We start from the raw sequence: 17331 nt of genomic DNA, 5'->3' as shown, positions 1-17331 counted from the left end.
CTCGGCATAGGCCCTGTCTAGCTGACCGGGGTGAGTTCCAGCCCGCCCTCGATGGTGGTATGGGTGCGGCGGCGGTTCGGCGAGCCGAGGGCGGCGGTGAGATCGGTGCCGTCGTGCTCGGCGAGCAGTTCGCCGCTGTCCCAGACCAAGAGGGTGGCGCTCACCGTGTTCTCGGCGGCGGCGTGCGCGAGATCGTAGTGCGCGCAGCCGGGCACGTGCGGGTAGGTGATCCACAGGTCGTAGCCGGTCATGAACAGGTCGAGGTCGAATTGCACACTGAGGCCGAGCAATTCGCTACGGCCGTTGTCGTCGACACCGGCGAAGGCCTCGTCCAGCGCGAGCAGGCGCGGCGCCTGCGGGTCGGCCGAATCCAGCATGACGTGCGCCGCGGCGAACAGCGGCAGGTGCAGCGAGACCGACTGCTCACCGCCGGACAGCGCGCTGTGCCTGGCCACGGTCAGCTTGTCCTCGCTGCCGTCGGCCGAGATGAGGGTGAACGAGAACACCCGCCAGGTGCGGTAATCCAGCGTCGCCGCCAGAATCTCGGGGTATGAACGCTCCGGATGCGCGGCGCGCGCGGCGCGGATCTCGGACGCGAAATGCGCTCGGATCGTGGCCAGTTCGTCCGCGCCGAGCACCGAGGCGTCCCGGTCTAGCAGTTTGCACATGGCGCGCGCGGGATCGGAGAGCGTATCGGCGAGCACCCAGTGCACGCCGATGGTGTTGCCCGAGGACATCCGCCGCTGCTTCATCTCCGCCCCCATCTTGGCGATGAGTTCGCGGGCGTCGCTGGTGCGTTCGTAGATCTGCTGGGCGAGCCCGGTGAGCAGCGCGTCCTCCAGGATGCGGCGCTCGGCGTCGGTGAGCAGCAGTTCCTGATCCTTACGCGCGCTGTCGATGCGGGCGGCGAAATCGGCGAGGGCCGACATGCCGTCGTCGTCCTGCACCTGCACCACGGTGAGCCCGTCGGCGGCGTCCCATTGCAGGCGGTAGTCGCGCCCCGATCCGGCCAGCGCGGCGTCGAACTCCTGTAGCGCCGCGGTGACCGCGCTGCGCGTCGACTTGCGGGTCGCCTCACTGGCGCGCACGGACGCCGTTGCGGTGCTGAGGTTCTCGAAGAGCTCGGCGACCTCTTCGGGCAGCACCTGCGGTTCGACCTCCGGCCCGGCCTGCGCGATCCGGTACAGCAACTGCTCCGGGGTGGACCAGGCGGCGTCGCTGCTGGGCCAGCGGCCGTCCGCGGGCGCGCCCAGCAGCCGCAGCAGGTCCGGCCGGGCATACGGGGCAAGGGCTTTCACATCGGCGAGCACCTCGTTGAGGGCGGTGCCGAGCGATTCGTGCGCGGTCCGGTAGGCGGCCTCGGCGTCGCCGATCGCCTCGATCGCCTCGTTGGCGGCCTTGCGCGCGGCCTTCTGCTCGGCCTTGGTCGCCTCGATCTTCGCGCGGGCCTTCTCCAGTTCCTGATCGATATCGGCGGCGCCCGCGCCCAGTGCCTCGCGCAGGGTTTCCAGCTTGCGCAGCTGCTCCTGGTAGCCGGACTTCGCCGCTTCGGCCTCCTCGGCGAAGGCTTCGGCGAGATCCTTGGCCTCGGCGTAGCGGTCGGCCCCCTCGCGTTCGCGTTCGCGTTCCCGCTCGTGCTCGGTGCGCAGCCGGAGCAGGCCGGTGCCGGTGTTCTCGAAATGCCGGATGGCGGCGGCGAGCGCGTCGAGTTCGCGCGGGTCGCGGGGCGTCCGGTGTTTGACGGCGGCGGCGCGCAACTTCTTCTCCACCGCGGTGACCTCGGCGACCGCCTGGTCGAGGTCGCGTTCGGCCTGCGCGGCGGCCTCGGTGCGCGAGCGCATCATGCCCGCGGTCTCCGAGACCGCCCGCAGGGCGGTGGCGACCGCGGTAGCGCGCGGTAAAGCCTTGCCCGCCGCGGAGATTCGCGCGAGTTCCGCCGTGGCGGCGGCTTCTTCTTCGGTGGCCGCCCGCTCGACCGCGGCCGCGGCGTCGAGCGCGGCGGTGAGCTCGGTCAGCCGCAGTTCGCGCCTGCGCGCCCGGGCGGTGGCGCCGATGAACTCGGCGTCGGTCTTGTGGTGCCTGCCGAGCTGCACGCCCTGGCGGAAGCCGCCCGCGGTGCTCACCGCGAGGCCGCCCGCCGGATCGCCCTTGCCCTCGTGCAGCGCGATGGAGGCGAGCACGTCGGCGACGGCCTGTCGCGGCACCGTCAGCGCGTCCGAATCCTCCTCGACGACAAGGACATCGGCGAGCGTGCGGCCTTTGGGCCGGTCCGCGGCGGGCAGCGGGACGAGGAACTGATCCGAGTCGTACTGCGCGGGCGGCTCGGCACACACCCAGCCGTCCAGAAGATCGGCGGCATGCAGCGCGGCCTCGATGCCCGCGGCGGCCGCCGGCGCCACGTCGTCGGCGAACCGGACGAGCCGCCACAGCGGTGCGCCGGGACGGTCTGCGGCGCTGCGCGTCCGCGCGGCGAAAGCCGGTGGCGCGTCATCGCTTTGCGCGGCCACGCGGTCGCGTTCGGCGGTCAGCTCGGCGATCTGCGCGGCCGCCGTCGCCGCCCGGCCCCGGGCCTCCTGGCGCCGGTTGCGGATCTCGTCCAGCAGCGGCTCGCTGCGTTCGGCGAGCACCTCCGCGACCGTCGCCTCCTCCGAACCCGCCTGCGCCAGTGCGGTGTCGAGGGCCTCGAACAAGCCGTTCTCGATGGGGGAATACACGTCACGGTGCTCGTCCCACCAACTGCGCAGCGCCGCTGCCGCTTCGGTGCGGGCGAGCACGACCGCCGCCTCGGCATGCGCGACCTCGGCGGCGGCCGCTTCGCTCAGCTCACGGGCGCGTTCGGCCAGGCGTTCGGCCCTGGTGCGTTCGGCGGCCGCCTTTTCCATCAACCCCAGTGTCTGCCGGACCTGGCGCACGTCGGCGTCGCGTTCCTCGGCATGCGACCGGACCGCGGTGGTGAGCTGATCGGCCCGTGCCGCCTCGGACAGCGGCGTCCACGCGATGCCCGCTTCTTCTGCGGCGGAACGCAATTCGTCCTCACCGCGGGACAATGCGGCAGCCGCGCTGTGCACTGCGGTGCGGGCCCGCTCGGCCTCCTGCGCCCGCTGGTCCAGGGTTTGGCGCGCTTTGAGCGCCTTGTCGCCGTGCACGCCCGCCGAGGTCTCCAGCCTGCGGACCGCGTCGGCCAGGTCGTCGAGCTGCTGCTTGCCCTCGTAGGCGCTGGAACGTTGCAGGTTCTCCCGGTCGCCGAGGGCCTGCTCGTAGGCGCGATCCGCGTCCTCGGCCCGGGTCTCGGCGGTCGCGCGTTCGGCCTCGCGACGTTCCCGCAGCGCGGTCGCGGCGAACAGCGCGGTGCTCGCGTGGGTCACCGCGTCGAGCCGGGTGCGCAGCTGGTCGACGTCGGTCTTCGCCTGCACCGCAAGGTATTTGCGGTAGACCTCGACGAAGGTCCGGGTGGCGCTGTCGGCGTGCACCAGGCCTTCCAGGGTGCGACCGACCTCCTCCATATCGCTGAACGAGCGGGCCGCGTCCAGGATCAGCTGCTCGTCGAGCGGGCGCAGGCCGTCGGTGAGCGCCTGCGAAAGTCCGCGCGGGTCCAGGTTTTTGGCCAGCTGCGGACGGCGCAGCGTGAGGATCAGATTGATCAGCTGGTCATAGCGCTGGGTGCCGAGCCCGAACATGCGAGCGTCGATGGCATTGCGGTACTCGACCGGGCGGTCGACGATGGCGTCGGTGCCGATCTGCTCGGCGAGTTGTTTGCGGGTGAGCGGCCGGTCGTCGGGACCGATCAGCGAAAAGTCCACGCCGACCCGGCCGTCGGCCACGAAATACCAGCGGGTGACCTTGTCCGAGGAGCGGGTGGCGCGCATGCCGATGCCGATGGTCACGGCCTCCGGGTCGTCCCAGTTGCCGCGCGCGAACTCCATCCAGACATACGAGTACGCCGATTCCTGTTTGCGGTACAGCAGATTCGACTTCATCGTGCGTTCTTCACCGGCGAACGGGTTGAGCCGGCGCGGCTCGATCCGGCCGTCCAGCACGAACGGGAACAGCACCTCGAGCGCCTTGGTCTTACCGGACCCGTTGGGGCCGCGCAGCACCAACCTGCCGTCGGCGAAGCAGTATTCCTGGTCGCGGTAGTCCCACAGGTTGATGATCCCGGCGCGGGTCGGGATGAACCGCACTCCGCCGTGAATGAGCGACATCGCCTCAGTTCCCTTCCGTGCCAGTGCTGTCGGACCCGTAGGTGTCGGCCGCGGTGACGAACAGTTCCTCGGTGCGCTTGGTGCGGACGGTGACCACCGCGCCGCGATAGCGCGCCAGGGCGGGCAGGACCAGCAGCCCGTCCTCGACCGAGCGGACCAGGCGCAGCCGCTCGAGCAGCGCGACCACCTCGGCGGTCAGCCCCGGCACGTCGGCCTGCCACTGGGCGGCGAAAGTGGCGCCGTAGCGATCGGTGAGCGCCTGCATGGTCTCGCGCACCCAGGCCGATTCGACCAGCGGGTAGGTCGCCTCGAGCGGCTCGTCCTGGCCGGGCTCAGTGACCGAATCGTCTTGTGTCAGCTGGTCTTCGAATACGCTGCGCAGTTCGGCGAGCGGCGCGAAGACGGTGGACTCCGGGATCGCGCCGTCCAGTTGCGCGGCGAGCGCCTCGCCCGCGTCGGGCGGCGCGGGCCGCCGGTCGAGCGGATTGTCGATATCGAGCACGCGGTCGGCGATCTCGCCCGCCAGTAGTAGGCCGACCTGAGCCAGTGTGCCGGTGCTCGGGAAACGGATATCGGAGAGCCGGCCGGAGGTGTCGATCAATGCCACGCCCTCGGCCCGGCGTTCGGCCCGCAGTCCGGTGAACAGTTCGACATCGGCCACGATCCGGTCGTGTCCGAGCACCGGGCGTTCGGCGGCGGCGAGGTCCTCCAGATACACCACCGGGCGCTCGACGAGCGCGCGGCGCACCCGCCTGGCCAGGTCCGCGGCGGTGGGCGCGTGCGTCGCGCCCGCACCCTCCTCGGTGAGCAGCCCGCGCACGCTGTGCAGATGTTGCAGCGCGCGCGGCGGCCGGAACAGCGCGAACACCACGGGCCGGTCGATGTCGTAGAGCGCCTCACCCGCCTCCGGATCGCTGGCCCAGCCGCCGGCGTCGCCGTCGGCCAGGGTGAGCGCGCCACGGTGGGTCAGCCACCCGACCGCGTCCACGAAGGCGTCCCGATCGGCGGCCCGATCGGTGGACAGTTCCAATCCTTCGACCCGGCCCGCGTACGCGGCGACCTGATCGGCCAACTCCGACAACGTGATCTGATCGCCCGCCCGGCCCAGCGCGGCCAGCGAGAGCGCGAGATAGGCGTAGCGCCTACGGTCGAACACCCGGTCGGCGGGCGTGCGCGCGGGCTTGCCCGCGTCGAGCCGATCGATGATCGGGAACACCCGGGCCGTGGTCTCGGTGACTTCGAGCCGGTAGCCGAACAGTTCGGCCAGGTCCTCGCGCAGTTCCGTGGCCCAGCGCCGGATCAGCGGCAGCGCGATCCGGTCCGGATAGGTCCTGGTCACCAGATGATTGGCGAGGATGACCCGGGCGGCGCGCTGGTAGTTGTCCAGCGCGAGCGAGTCGATCTTGCGTCCGTGCATCATGAGCGCTCCAGTGTGTCACGCATATTCCGGCCGGCCCGCGGCGTGCCGTCTCGGCGCGCGGCGGGGGTCGGCGCCGTGGTGTTCATCGAGCGTTCCGGTTCGCGCGGGTCCGCGTCGTCTCGCGCACCTCCAGCCTGCGGTTGTTCAGGTGCAGCAGTCCGTGCGCGGTGCGCACCACTGTGGAACCGGGATGCTCGGACACGGTCAGGGTCACGCCACTGTCGGATCCCGTTGTCCCCGCGACCCGCCCGCTCACCGGCACCCACGCGGTGGACGCGGCATCCAGCAGGCGCAACAGTACTTCGGTCTCGCGCTCGTCGAGCACCCGGTTGTGCACGTCGGCGCCGGCCAGCGATTTGGCCGCCTCGGCGCGGGCGCGCTGCGCGTCCAGCTGGGCCTCGCGCAGTCGTCGAATTCCCGCGTCGTTGCGGTGGATTCGGGCAGGCGCGCCGGCCGAGGGCGGCCGTCCGGTCTCGGCCAGGGTGCGCGAGATCTCCAGCGGTGGCGCCTCCCACCAGGAACGCAGCGCCGGGATGACGTCCGCGTCCGGATGTTCCATCGCGAGATGCCGTGGCCTGCCCAGTCCGAAGACCGCGTCGAACAGGGCGTGCGCGCTGTCCGCGCTCGGCGCGGCCGTGAACCAGCCCGCGAGATGCCGCAGGGCGGACTCCCGGCTCACCCCGCCGCGCCGGGTCTCGGTGACCCGGCGCAGCAGCGAGAGCACCGCCGCGATCGCGCTCATGGTGGCCTCGCGCAACCGCTCGGCCTCGGTGGTGCCCACCGATTCGCCCGTGCCGGAAGCGACGAACCAGGTCCGCAACCCGTCCCAGCGCGCCTGCCAATCCGCCTGTCGCTCGGCCGGACTCAGCAGTACCCGCTCGTCGCAGCCGGCCGCGCGCTCGATCAGGTCCTCGACGCCGGTCTCTTCGATCTCGGCGATCGCGGCGGCCAGGCGCGGCGTGAACCGGGCCAGGTCGAGGCTGAATTCGCGCATGTGCGCGAGCAGCGCGTCCTTGTGCGCGAGAAACGATTCCGGAGTGATCTCGGTGGTGCGCACCAGATCGCCGAGGGAGAGATAGAAGTGTGCGGCGCGCGCGGCCATATCGGTGAGCGCGGCGTCGAGGCGGCGCAGCGTGCGGTAGACCCGCTCGGCGTCGCCGTCCCGGTTGGCCGCGGCGAGCGTGTGCAGGTCGGCGAGCAGTTCGGGCAGCACCAGCCGGGACAGCGAGGCCTCGTCGAGCCGGGCGTTGAGCACGCCGGCCACCGCGCGATAGGCCTGGAATCCGGCCTGGGAGAACTGATAGACGAAGTGCCGGTTGCGATATTCGGCCAGCGTGGCGGCGCGGGTGCCGTCGTAGCTGCGTTCGAGCACGCCCCACTGGTGCAACTGGTCGAGCAGCGGGCCGATCTCGGCGGCGGTCAGGCGGGGTGCGGCCGGGCGGTCGCCCTGGACATCCGACCAGGCGGCGGCGCTCGCGGGACCCTCGTCGGCGGAATTCCCAGCGGCCCGATTGTCCTCAGTTGGTTGCTGGCTCACGACGTCAGCGGGTTCCGGCGGGGTGGTCACGGGTGCGGTGACGCCGGACGCGGTGACGCCGGACGTGGTGGTTCCGGACGTGGTGGTTCCGGACGTGGTGGTTCCGGACATGGTGGCCACGGCTGCGGGCGGTGCACCGAGCTGGTCCGGGGTGCGCGGCACCTGCCCGTTGCGCTCGATCCACTCCGCCACATCGTCGGCGTGCAACAACACCACGTACGCGGCGCGGGCGCTGTCGAACGCGCGCAGCACCCACAGATAATCGGTGCGGCGCTCTGCGGTGGCGAAGGAGAACAGCCGCAGCCGGTCGTCCCAGAGGACGGAGGCGGCGTTCGCGGCGCCGTCGGCGGAGTCGGTCACCGGGAACAGGGTAGTAGCGGGCCGGTCGCCCACGGCACGAACGGGGCCGGTTCGGCGTGCCCGTGTCCGGTTTGCCGCATGTTCGCCGCTGAATTCTGCTGTGCCGGTGTGCTCCCGGTCACTCCGTCGAGAGCGATCGCAGCTGGTCCAGGTACACGCGGGTGCGTGGATCACCCGGGTAGCGGGCGATGATCTCGCGTGCCGCCTCGCCCGCGATCCACATCAGCGAGGGCAGCGAACGGCGTTTACCCGCGAACGCGCGCAGTCCCTCGTCGACCGCGAGTTCCAGATCGCGATTGCGGACCGCGACCACCGCGAGGGTCAGGTGCGCTTCGGACACCCGCATGGGATTGCGAACGGTGCCGTCGGCCCGGGTCGAGTTGCGGATGACCTCGTTGGCGTAGGTCTCGGCGAGCCGATCCTCACCCGCGACGCGGCAGCAATCCATCGCGTAGAAGTCGAACTTCTGCGGATCGACGACGAAATGGTTGTCCAGGTTGATCGGATGATCGAGTCGCTGCAAAATTGCCCGGCCCTCGTCGAGCGCCGTCTCGACCTCGTGCCGATCACCAAGTCGGGCCCAGGCTTTCGCCCGTTGCGCGGCCAGCTGTACCCCGACGCCCAGGTTCCGGCTGGCCTCGAGCGCCTGGTCGACGGCGTCGATCGCGCCCCGGTAGTTGCCCTGGGTCAGTGCGAACCAAGCGGCCATTTCCGCACTCCAGCCGGTGATTTCGGCGTTCTCCGCCTCTTGGCCGAGTGAGTACGCGGCGCGGCGGGTGGCCTCGGCGGCGGTCCGGCGGCCCAGGTCGTAGTCGACGCAACCGACGAGCAGCGCGACCCATCCGGCGAGCACCAGGATGTCGCGGTGCTGGGCGAGAGTCAGTCGTCCGTCCAGGAGTGCGGTGATCCGGCGCAACCAGCCCGTGCCCTCGGCGTGTAGCTCGTGCGGATCGGCATAGGAGTACTCGCAGCAGAGGCGCTCGGCGGTGATCCGGATGGCGTCGAGGGTGGCGGGGGAGACGTCGGACATGCGGAGTCTGCCGATGAACTCGAGGGTGTCCATGCCGGTTGCCGAGAGCACCTCGTCGTCGCGATTCGGCCTGGCTTTGGGGAAGAACGCCGCCGTGACGGTGTCGAAGGCGGCGGCGATGATGGGGGCGTAGAAATCGTCCGGTCGCGACTCGCCCGATTCCCAGCGGCGCCAGTTACGCAGCAGTGTACTGTCGGTCGGCAAGTTGTGAGATGACTTGGCGCGCATCACGCGGACGGCATCGGCCTGTGACCACCCCCGCGCATCGCGTTCGGAGCGCATCCGGACTGCCCAGACGGGTCGATCGTCTCCAGCGGCCACGACAGTAGTATCGCACCAGTTAACGCTCGGTGGCCGAGATAGGGCATATAGGTGTCAGTGGGTTGACATCTGCATTCGCAGTTTGGCGTTGTGCATGCTGGACATGGGAGCGGAAAGTTTGCCGGACCCGTTTCGTCCGACACAGATGCAATTGCATCTGTCCTTGCACGGCAAAGTGCTACACAATGAGATGATCCACATGAGAACAGCGGTACCCAATCCAACGGAGGTTCGGGTGGAAGCGTTGATCTATGGATACGTGCGTGACGATCTGGCCGATGGCCACAGCGAAGAGCTCGAGGATGCGATGAACACCCTCGCCCGCGAGGAAGGGCTCTGCTTCGCCGCAACGTTCCATGAATCGACTTCCGGTGACGGCACGGCATTCGTCGAGCTGACTCAGGAACTCAAGCGAGCAGACGCGCACCACGTCGTGGTCCCGTCGCTCGATCATCTTGCCGGCCAGACGATTCCGCGCGACATACTGCTCGCGAAGCTGGCGCAGGAGGCCGCGGCCCAGGTCTGGACCATCGAGACCTGAAGAGCCCGACGGCATCGCTGATCGCCGCAGCGCCACCCGCGCTCAGGCCGGTCTCCGCGCCGTCAGGCCTGCGCAACCACCCTCGTCGCGACCACACCGGCCGCCAGCGAGCCGAGCAGCGCCCCACCAGGATGCTGCCCGCCCAGTGGAACAACCTGCCGCACGGCAGATCTCGACCGACAGCTGATCCTCGGCACCGCCATATATGGCGCGCGCACCCGGACCCCGTGCAGCCGGATCAGCATCAGCCCGACCCTTGCCGCAGTTCCCGATCGGGAACGCCGAAAGCGCCGGACCCCAGCCAACCGGCCCTCGCCATCAGCACGCGCTGAAAGTGTCAGGCCCCCAAGCCAACCGGCCCTCGCCGCCAGCACGCGCTGAAAGCCCAAGGCCCCCGAGCCCGCGGGCTCCCGGCGCCAGCAGGTGCTGAGAGTGCCGGGCCCTAAGCCTGCGGGCTGCCGCGGCCCAGCAGGTGCTGAGAGTGCCAGGCTCTGAAGCCAACCGGCTGTCGCCGCCAGCAGGTGCTGAAAGACCCGGGCCCTAAGCCCGCGGGCTGTCGCGGCCAGCACGCGCTGAGAGTGCCGGGCCCTGAGCCCACGGGCCACCGCGGCCAGCAGTTGCTGAAAGCGCCAGGCCCCGAAGTCAACCGGCTGTCGCCGCCAGCACGCGCTGAGAGTGTCGGGCCCCAAGCCAACCGGCCCTCGCCGCCAGTGCGCGCTGCCTGCGTCGCCGGGTCGATCGCGCCGCCGCCGAGCCACCACACCGCCTGCGGCGAGAACAGCGCACTTTTCGCCGGGCACTGCCCGACCGGTGGTCCGCAATATCAGCGTGGCCGCCCGCGACGGAACAGCTCGCACCCAATCTGGATCGCTGAAAGCCCCAGGGCTACAAGCTAACAGCTGCCAACCACCACACGCGCCGAACAGCTACGCGGCGGCTACCCCGACGTCCCTCTGCGCCGCGGTCGGCGTCCCCACCCACCGGCCACACCGCAACCATCCGGCAGCCGCGTGGCGATTGCCGGAATCCACACCCTTTCTCGGGATTTGCACTACTTCTGTGCTGCTGGAAGGGTGCGGATCCCCGAGAAGTGTTGTGGATGTGCGGGTTCCGAGCCCGGTGGGTCAGAGGCCGAAGCTGCCCGGTCCGCGGCGACGCAGGTATTTTTCGAACTCGGCGGCGATGGCGTCGCCGTCGATCTTGGCCATGGCCTCGTTCACGTCGACGGCGGCGTCGCCGCGTTCCTCGAGCGAGCGGACGTATTCGCTGACTTCGTCGTCGCCCTCGGTCATCTCGTTGACCGCGGTCTCCCAGTCTTCGGCCTGCTTGGGCAGTTCGCCGAGCGGCACCTCGATATCGAGCACGTCCTCGACCCGGTGCAGCAGCGCGATGGTGGCCTTCGGGTTGGGCGGCTGGGAAACATAGTGCGGCACCGCCGCCCAGAACGAGACCGCGGGCACGCCCGCTTTCACGCACTGATCCTGCAGTACGCCGGTGATGCCGGTCGGTCCCTCGTAGCGGGTCTGTTCCAGGTTGAACCGTTCGGCCGCCTCTTTGCTGTAGGCGGATCCGGTGACCGGAACGGGGCGGGTGTGCGGGGTGTCGGCGAGCAGGGCGCCCAGGATGACGACGGTCTGCACGCCGAGCTGTTCGATGAATTCCAGCAGATCCGCGCAGAAGCTGCGCCAGCGCATATTGGGTTCGATGCCGCGCAGCAGCACGATATCGCGGTCGCTGCCGGGCGGCGAGCACACCGAGAGCATGGTCGAGGGCCACTGGATTTCCCTGGTCACGCCGTCGACCTGGCGTACGGTCGGCCGGTTGACCTGATAGTCGTAGTAGTCCTCGGAGTCGAGTTCGGCTAGCGGCTCGGCGTCCCAGATCAGTTCCAGATGCTCTACGGCGCCGCTCGCGGCATCGCCCGCGTCGTTCCAGCCCTCGAAGGCGGCGACCAGCACCGGATCCCGCAACGTCGGCAGTTCCGGATCGGGAGTTTCACTGGGGTTCACTCGGTCAGCATAGTGGGCAGCGCGCGGCGAAGTCCGGCATCGAATCGCGGATGGGGACGGCGCGGCGTGGGAGTGTGGCAGGGCAGACAAAGATGCGGCAGGCCGTGGTGTCGCAGCCGACCATTACCCTTGATCACATGTCTGCGTCCATTCCCGCCGAGTTCGACACCACGCTACTCGACACGCTGCGCCGTCGTGTCGTGATCGGTGACGGTGCGATGGGCACGATGTTGCAGGCGGCCGACCTGACCCTGGACGACTTCCTGGGGCTGGAGGGCTGCAACGAGATCCTCAACGAGACCCGCCCCGACGTGCTGCGCCATATTCATCGCGCGTACTTCGAGGCGGGCGCGGACGCGGTCGAGACCAACACCTTCGGCTGCAACCTGCCGAACCTGGCGGACTACGACATCGCCGACCGCATCCGGGACCTGTCCGAGCGCGGCACGCGCCTGGCGCGTGAGGTGGCCGACGAGATGGGCCCGTCGTCGGACGGGACGCCGCGCTATGTCCTCGGCTCGATGGGCCCGGGTACCAAGCTGCCCACGCTGGGCCATGCTCCTTATACCGTGCTGCGCGACGCTTACACCGAGGCGGCGCTCGGCATGCTCGACGGCGGCGCGGACGCGATCCTGGTCGAGACCTGCCAGGACCTGTTGCAGGTCAAGGCGGCGATCACCGGTAGCCGGGCGGCGATGCGCCGGGCCGGGCGCCGGATTCCGATCATCACCCACGTCACCGTGGAGACCACCGGCACCATGCTGGTGGGCAGCGAGATCGGTGCGGCGCTCACCGCGCTCGAACCGCTCGGCATCGACATGATCGGCCTGAACTGCGCGACCGGTCCCGCCGAGATGAGCGAGCACCTGCGGCACCTGTCCCGGCACGCGCAGGTGCCGGTGTCGGTGATGCCGAACGCGGGCCTGCCGGTGCTGGGCGCGAACGGCGCCGAATACCCGCTGACGCCCGAGGAACTGGCGGTCGCGCTCAGCGGTTTCGTCTCCGAGTTCGGGCTCGCCCTGGTCGGCGGCTGCTGTGGCACCACCCCCGAGCACATCCGGCAGGTCACCGCCGCGGTGCGCGAGATCGAGCCGAAGTTGCCGCCGATCGACCAGCGCCGCCACCCGGAGCACGAACCGAGCGTCGCCAGCATGTACACGGCGGTGCCGTTCGAGCAGGACGCCTCGATCATGATGATCGGCGAGCGCACGAACGCCAACGGCTCCAAGGCGTTCCGGGAGGCGATGCTCGCCGAGGACTGGCAGAAGTGCCTCGACATCGCCAAGGACCAGACCCGTGACGGCGCGCACATGCTCGACCTGTGCGTCGACTACGTGGGCCGCGACGGCGCCAAGGATATGGAGGCGCTCGCGAGCCGCCTGGCCACCTCCTCGACCTTGCCGATCATGCTCGACTCGACCGAGACCCCGGTGCTGCAGGCCGGCCTGGAGCATCTCGGCGGTCGCTGCGCGGTGAACTCGGTGAACTACGAGGACGGCGCGGGCCCCGAATCGCGCTTCCAGCAGACCATGGCCCTGGTCGCCGAGCACGGCGCCGCCGTGGTCGCACTCACCATCGATGAGGAGGGCCAGGCCCGCACCGCCGCGAAGAAGGTGGAGATCGCCGAACGCCTGATCGCCGACATCACCGGCAACTGGGGACTGCTGGAGAGCGACATCATCATCGATACGCTCACCTTCACCCTGGGCACCGGCCAGGAGGAGTCGCGCAAGGACGGCGTCGAAACCATCGAGGCCATCCGGGAATTGAAGCGCAGGCACCCGGATGTGCAGACCACCCTTGGTCTTTCGAACATCTCCTTCGGCTTGAATCCTGCCGCGCGCCAAGTGCTGAACTCGGTGTTCATGCACGAATGCGTCGAGGCCGGACTGGATTCGGCGATCGTGCACGCCTCGAAGATCCTGCCGATGGCGCGCATTCCCGACGAGCAGCGCGAAACCGCGCTCGACCTGGTCTACGACCGGCGCACCGAGGACTACGACCCGCTGCAGAAGCTGATGGCGCTGTTCGAAGGCGTCTCGGCGTCCTCGTCCAAGGCCTCGCGCGCGGAGGAGCTGGCGGCGCTGCCGCTGTTCGAGCGGCTGGAGCGGCGCATCGTCGACGGCGAGAAGGCCGGGATGGACGCCGATCTGGACGAGGCGATGACGCAGGTGCCGCCGTTGCAGATCATCAACGAGACGCTGCTCGCCGGCATGAAGACCGTCGGTGAGCTGTTCGGGTCGGGCCAGATGCAGCTGCCGTTCGTGCTGCAGTCGGCCGAGGTGATGAAGACCGCGGTCGCCTATCTCGAGCCGCACATGGAAGCCACCGACGACAGCGGCAAGGGCCGGATCGTGCTCGCCACCGTCAAGGGCGACGTGCACGACATCGGCAAGAACCTGGTCGACATCATCCTGTCCAACAACGGCTACGAGGTGGTGAACCTCGGGATCAAGCAGCCGATCGCGACCATCCTCGACGCGGCGGTGGACAAGAAGGCCGACGTCATCGGCATGTCCGGGCTGCTGGTGAAGTCGACCGTGGTGATGAAGGAGAACCTGCAGGAGCTCAACTCCAAAGGTGTCGCCGAACAGTTCCCGGTGCTGCTCGGCGGCGCGGCGCTGACCCGCGGCTACGTCGAGAACGATCTCACCGACGTGTACGAGGGCGATGTGCACTACGCCCGAGACGCGTTCGAGGGCCTGCGGTTGATGGACGACATCATGACCCGCAAACGCGGCGGCGGCCCGGATCCGGACAGCCCGGAGGCGATCGCCGAACGCGAGAAGGCCGCCGAGCGCAAGGCCCGCCACGAACGGTCCAAGCGGATCGCCGAGCAGCGCAAGGCCGTCGAGGTGCCGATCGAGGTGCCCGAACGCTCCGATGTCGCGGCCGACGTGCCGGTGCCGGTGCCCCCGTTCTGGGGTACGCGCGTGGTGAAAGGCCTGGCGCTGCAGGAGTATTCGGGCCTGCTCGACGAGCGGGCACTGTTCCTCGGGCAGTGGGGCCTGCGCGGCCAGCGCGGCGGCGAGGGGCCCAGCTACGAGGAACTGGTGGAGACCGAGGGCAGGCCGCGCCTGCGCGCCTGGCTGGACCGGCTCAGCACCGAGGGTGTGCTGCAGCACGCCGCCGTGGTCTACGGCTACTTCCCCGCGGTGTCCGAGGGTGACGACGTGATCGTGCTCACCGAGCCCGAACCCGATGCGCCACAACGGTATCGGTTCACCTTCCCGCGCCAGCAGCGCGACCGGTTCCTGTGCATCGCCGACTTCATCCGCTCGCGGGCGCGCGCCCAGGAGACCGGGCAGGTGGACGTGCTGCCCTTCCAGCTCGTCACGATGGGGCAGCCGATCGCCGATTTCGCCAACGAACTCTTCGCGGGCGACAGCTACCGCGACTATCTCGAGGTGCACGGCATCGGCGTGCAGCTCACCGAGGCGCTGGCCGAGTACTGGCACCGCCGGGTCCGCGAGGAACTGACCCTGGACGGGCACGTGGTGGCCGACTCCGATCCGGCCGACGTGCTGGAGTACTTCAAGCTCGGCTACCGCGGCGCGCGCTACTCCTTCGGCTACGGCGCCTGCCCGGATCTGGAGGATCGCGCCAAGCTGGTGGACCTGCTCGAGGCCGACCGCATCGGTGTCGTGCTGTCGGAGGAACTCCAGCTGCATCCCGAGCAGTCCACCGACGCGTTCGTGCTGCTGCACCCGGAAGCGAAGTACTTCAACGCCTGACGTACCGCAACACTCGGCCCCGCGTCGCTTCAGCAGGTGAAGTCTGTCCGCAGTGATCGTGGTCACGGTGGCGGAACACTGTTCGCGTGTCGACAGGGCCTTGGCTACCTGCCCATATGTCATGATGCACGGAGATTCCGACGCGCCGACGGCATTTCGGCTCTCGGCGTGGCGGGGCGCTGACCTGGGGGATCGCCCGGGCGTTCGCGGTGAGGTGGATGTGTGTCGGGTGGGTATGCCATTGTCGGAAGCGTTGCAACTGCATCCGGGGCAGTCGGCGGATGCGTAGCCATCGCTGTTTACGGGTGCAAAGTACTTCGGCGCGTAGCAATTTCGGACATCTCCGAGCGTTGCGCGCCGGTGCGGTACAGGCTCGGGGCGTAAGCAGGAAGGCACAACACCATGACGGCGGACCGATTGATCGCGGGACGGTATCGACTCACGGATCCGATCGGCACAGGTGCCATGGGAGTTGTCTGGCGCGGCACGGATGTCCGGCTGCGCCGGACGGTCGCGGTGAAGCAGCTCATCCTCGCGCCGGGGCTGACCCGCTCGGCGGCGCTGGAGGCGAAGTTGCGCGCCATGCGCGAGGGCCGCATCGCCGCCCGGTTGCATCATCCGAACGCGATCACCGTCTTCGACGTCGCCGAGGAAGACGGCCAGCCGTGGCTGGTGATGGAGTACATGAACGCGCCGAGCTTGGCGGCCAAGCTCTCGGGCAAGCGCACCCTGGCGCCCACCGAGGTGGCCAAGATCGGCGCGCAGGCCGCGGGCGCGCTGGCCGCCGCGCACGACGCGGGCATCATGCACCGCGACGTGAAGCCGGCGAACCTGCTCGTCGGTGACGACGGCACGGTCAAGATCACCGATTTCGGCATCTCCCGGGCGGTCGGCGATGTCACGGTGACCGCCACCGGCTTCCTCGCCGGTACGCCGGCCTACCTCGCGCCCGAGGTGGCGCGTGGCGAGAATCCGGAGCCGGCCTCGGACGTATTCGCCCTCGGCTCAACGTTATACGCGGCGGTCGAGGGACAACCGCCGTTCGGGGAGGGGGACAACCCGCTCGCCGTGCTGCACGCCGTCGCGCGCGCGGAGATCGCGGAGCCGAAGGACGCGGGCGCGCTCGGCCCGGTGCTGATGCGCTTGCTCGCGCCCACCATCGATGCCCGCCCGACCATGCGCGAGGCGCAGCAGGCGCTGGAAGCTGTTGCGCAGGGCCGCGTTCCGACGCTCGGTCCGCCGCCGTCGACAAAGGTCATGCCCGCCCCCGGCGGGGACGGCGCGACCACCGTGCTGCCCCGCCCCGGGGTCGACAACGCGAACGCGACCGCGGCCACCACCGTGGTGCCCGCCGCCGCGCTGACGAATCCGCCTGTCGCCGAGTCTGTTTCCGCGCAGCCGCCGATTCCGCCCGGCCGCGCCGGCGGCACGCTGCCCGCCGGTGCCGGGACCGCCCCGCAGCGCAACCGGGCGCTGCTGTTCGGTGCGGGCGCGTTCGTCGCGGTGCTCGTCGTGATCGGTCTGGTCGCCCTCCTGGTGAAGGGCAACGGCACCGACGGCAGCAACGCGGCCTCGCCGGGACCGAGCAGCGCGGCCCCCGCCGTCGCGGGCCCGCCGCCCGCGACCGACGCGCCCACCCCCCAACCACAGCAGCCGCAGGAGCCGGCGCCCACCACCGAACCGGCGCCCACCTCGAGCACCGGCCCGAGCCCCACGCCCACGCCGACGCCGTCCTCGTCGGCCAAGCCGCCGACCACCACGGTCACCGTGACTCCCTTCGGCCCGCCGACCCCCGAGAAGGTCGCGCAATTCGTGCAGGGCTACTACGGCATGCTGCCCGGCAACCCGAGCGCCGCGTGGTCCCAGCTCGCGCCGTCGTACCAGGGCGTGGCCGGCGGTTACAACGAGTACGTCCGCTGGTGGGGCACGATCAGCTCGATCACCGTTCGTTCGGTGACGCCGAACGGCGACAACCGCGCGGTCGCGTCGCTGGTGTACGTGAAGAAGAGCGGGGAGACGGTGAACGAGACCCGCTGGTTCCAGGTCTCCTCGGAGAACGGCCGCATGCTGATCACCGCCTCGGGCACGTAGTCGCCGCCCGCCGCGCACGTTTCGTCGCCCCGCGCGCGTGTCTGTCGAATGACACGCGCGCGCCGGGATGACACGCGCGCGCCGGG

8 protein-coding genes are annotated in these 17331 nt (G+C 69.9%); 3 read left to right on the top strand and 5 right to left on the bottom strand.

Features of this window, described 5'->3' with window-relative positions; all coding sequences use genetic code 11:
• Positions 1 to 17: 17 nt before the first annotated feature.
• From NBRGI_RS37295 to NBRGI_RS37280, 4 genes are all read right to left on the bottom strand, one after another.
• The gene (locus NBRGI_RS37295; RefSeq protein WP_029902059.1) at positions 18 to 4202 is read right to left on the bottom strand and encodes a TIGR02680 family protein; all 4185 of its coding nucleotides are present in this window, start codon (positions 4200 to 4202) and stop codon (positions 18 to 20) included.
• A gap of 4 nt (positions 4203 to 4206) precedes the next feature.
• Positions 4207 to 5619 carry a TIGR02678 family protein gene (locus tag NBRGI_RS37290; RefSeq protein WP_029902057.1) on the bottom strand — a complete coding sequence of 471 codons (1413 nt, stop codon included), beginning with the start codon at positions 5617 to 5619 and terminating at the stop codon, positions 4207 to 4209.
• Positions 5620 to 5704: 85 nt separating this feature from the next.
• Positions 5705 to 7462: a TIGR02677 family protein gene (locus tag NBRGI_RS37285; protein WP_370627910.1), complete on the bottom strand. Its 1758-nt coding sequence runs from the start codon at positions 7460 to 7462 to the stop codon at positions 5705 to 5707.
• 175 nt (positions 7463 to 7637) lie between these two features.
• Positions 7638 to 8753: an XRE family transcriptional regulator gene (locus NBRGI_RS37280; protein WP_324191916.1), complete on the bottom strand. Its 1116-nt coding sequence runs from the start codon at positions 8751 to 8753 to the stop codon at positions 7638 to 7640.
• A gap of 352 nt (positions 8754 to 9105) precedes the next feature.
• Here NBRGI_RS37280 and NBRGI_RS37275 point away from each other — a divergent pair, with 352 nt between their 5' ends.
• Positions 9106 to 9411, top strand: coding sequence for a hypothetical protein (locus NBRGI_RS37275; protein ID WP_029902050.1), 306 nt, complete (start codon positions 9106 to 9108; stop codon positions 9409 to 9411).
• Between the two features lie 1124 nt (positions 9412 to 10535).
• Here the strand turns inward: NBRGI_RS37275 and NBRGI_RS37270 are convergent.
• Positions 10536 to 11420 (bottom strand): PAC2 family protein, encoded by an 885-nt coding sequence (locus NBRGI_RS37270; protein WP_029902048.1) that lies wholly within the window; start codon positions 11418 to 11420, stop codon positions 10536 to 10538.
• Positions 11421 to 11557: 137 nt separating this feature from the next.
• Here NBRGI_RS37270 and metH point away from each other — a divergent pair, with 137 nt between their 5' ends.
• Both metH and NBRGI_RS37260 read left to right on the top strand, forming a co-directional pair.
• Positions 11558 to 15154, top strand: coding sequence for a methionine synthase (gene metH, locus NBRGI_RS37265; RefSeq protein WP_029902046.1), 3597 nt, complete (start codon positions 11558 to 11560; stop codon positions 15152 to 15154).
• Positions 15155 to 15556: 402 nt separating this feature from the next.
• The gene (locus NBRGI_RS37260; protein WP_029902044.1) at positions 15557 to 17245 is read left to right on the top strand and encodes a serine/threonine-protein kinase; all 1689 of its coding nucleotides are present in this window, start codon (positions 15557 to 15559) and stop codon (positions 17243 to 17245) included.
• Positions 17246 to 17331: the final 86 nt, after the last annotated feature.

It is taken from the genome of Nocardia brasiliensis IFM 10847, assembly GCF_000710915.1.
GTDB lineage: Bacteria > Actinomycetota > Actinomycetes > Mycobacteriales > Mycobacteriaceae > Nocardia > Nocardia brasiliensis_A.
Note: the sequence above shows the minus strand (reverse complement) of the source record. Positions and strands in the feature narration are given on the sequence as shown.

Excerpts from the sequence above, each read along its gene's own strand:
- NBRGI_RS37295 (WP_029902059.1), bottom strand. The coding sequence starts at position 4,202 with ATGTCGCTCATTCACGGCGGAGTGCGGTTCATCCCGACCCGCGCCGGG.
- NBRGI_RS37290 (WP_029902057.1), bottom strand. The coding sequence starts at position 5,619 with ATGCACGGACGCAAGATCGACTCGCTCGCGCTGGACAACTACCAGCGC.
- metH (WP_029902046.1), top strand. The coding sequence starts at position 11,558 with ATGTCTGCGTCCATTCCCGCCGAGTTCGACACCACGCTACTCGACACG.
- NBRGI_RS37260 (WP_029902044.1), top strand. The coding sequence starts at position 15,557 with ATGACGGCGGACCGATTGATCGCGGGACGGTATCGACTCACGGATCCG.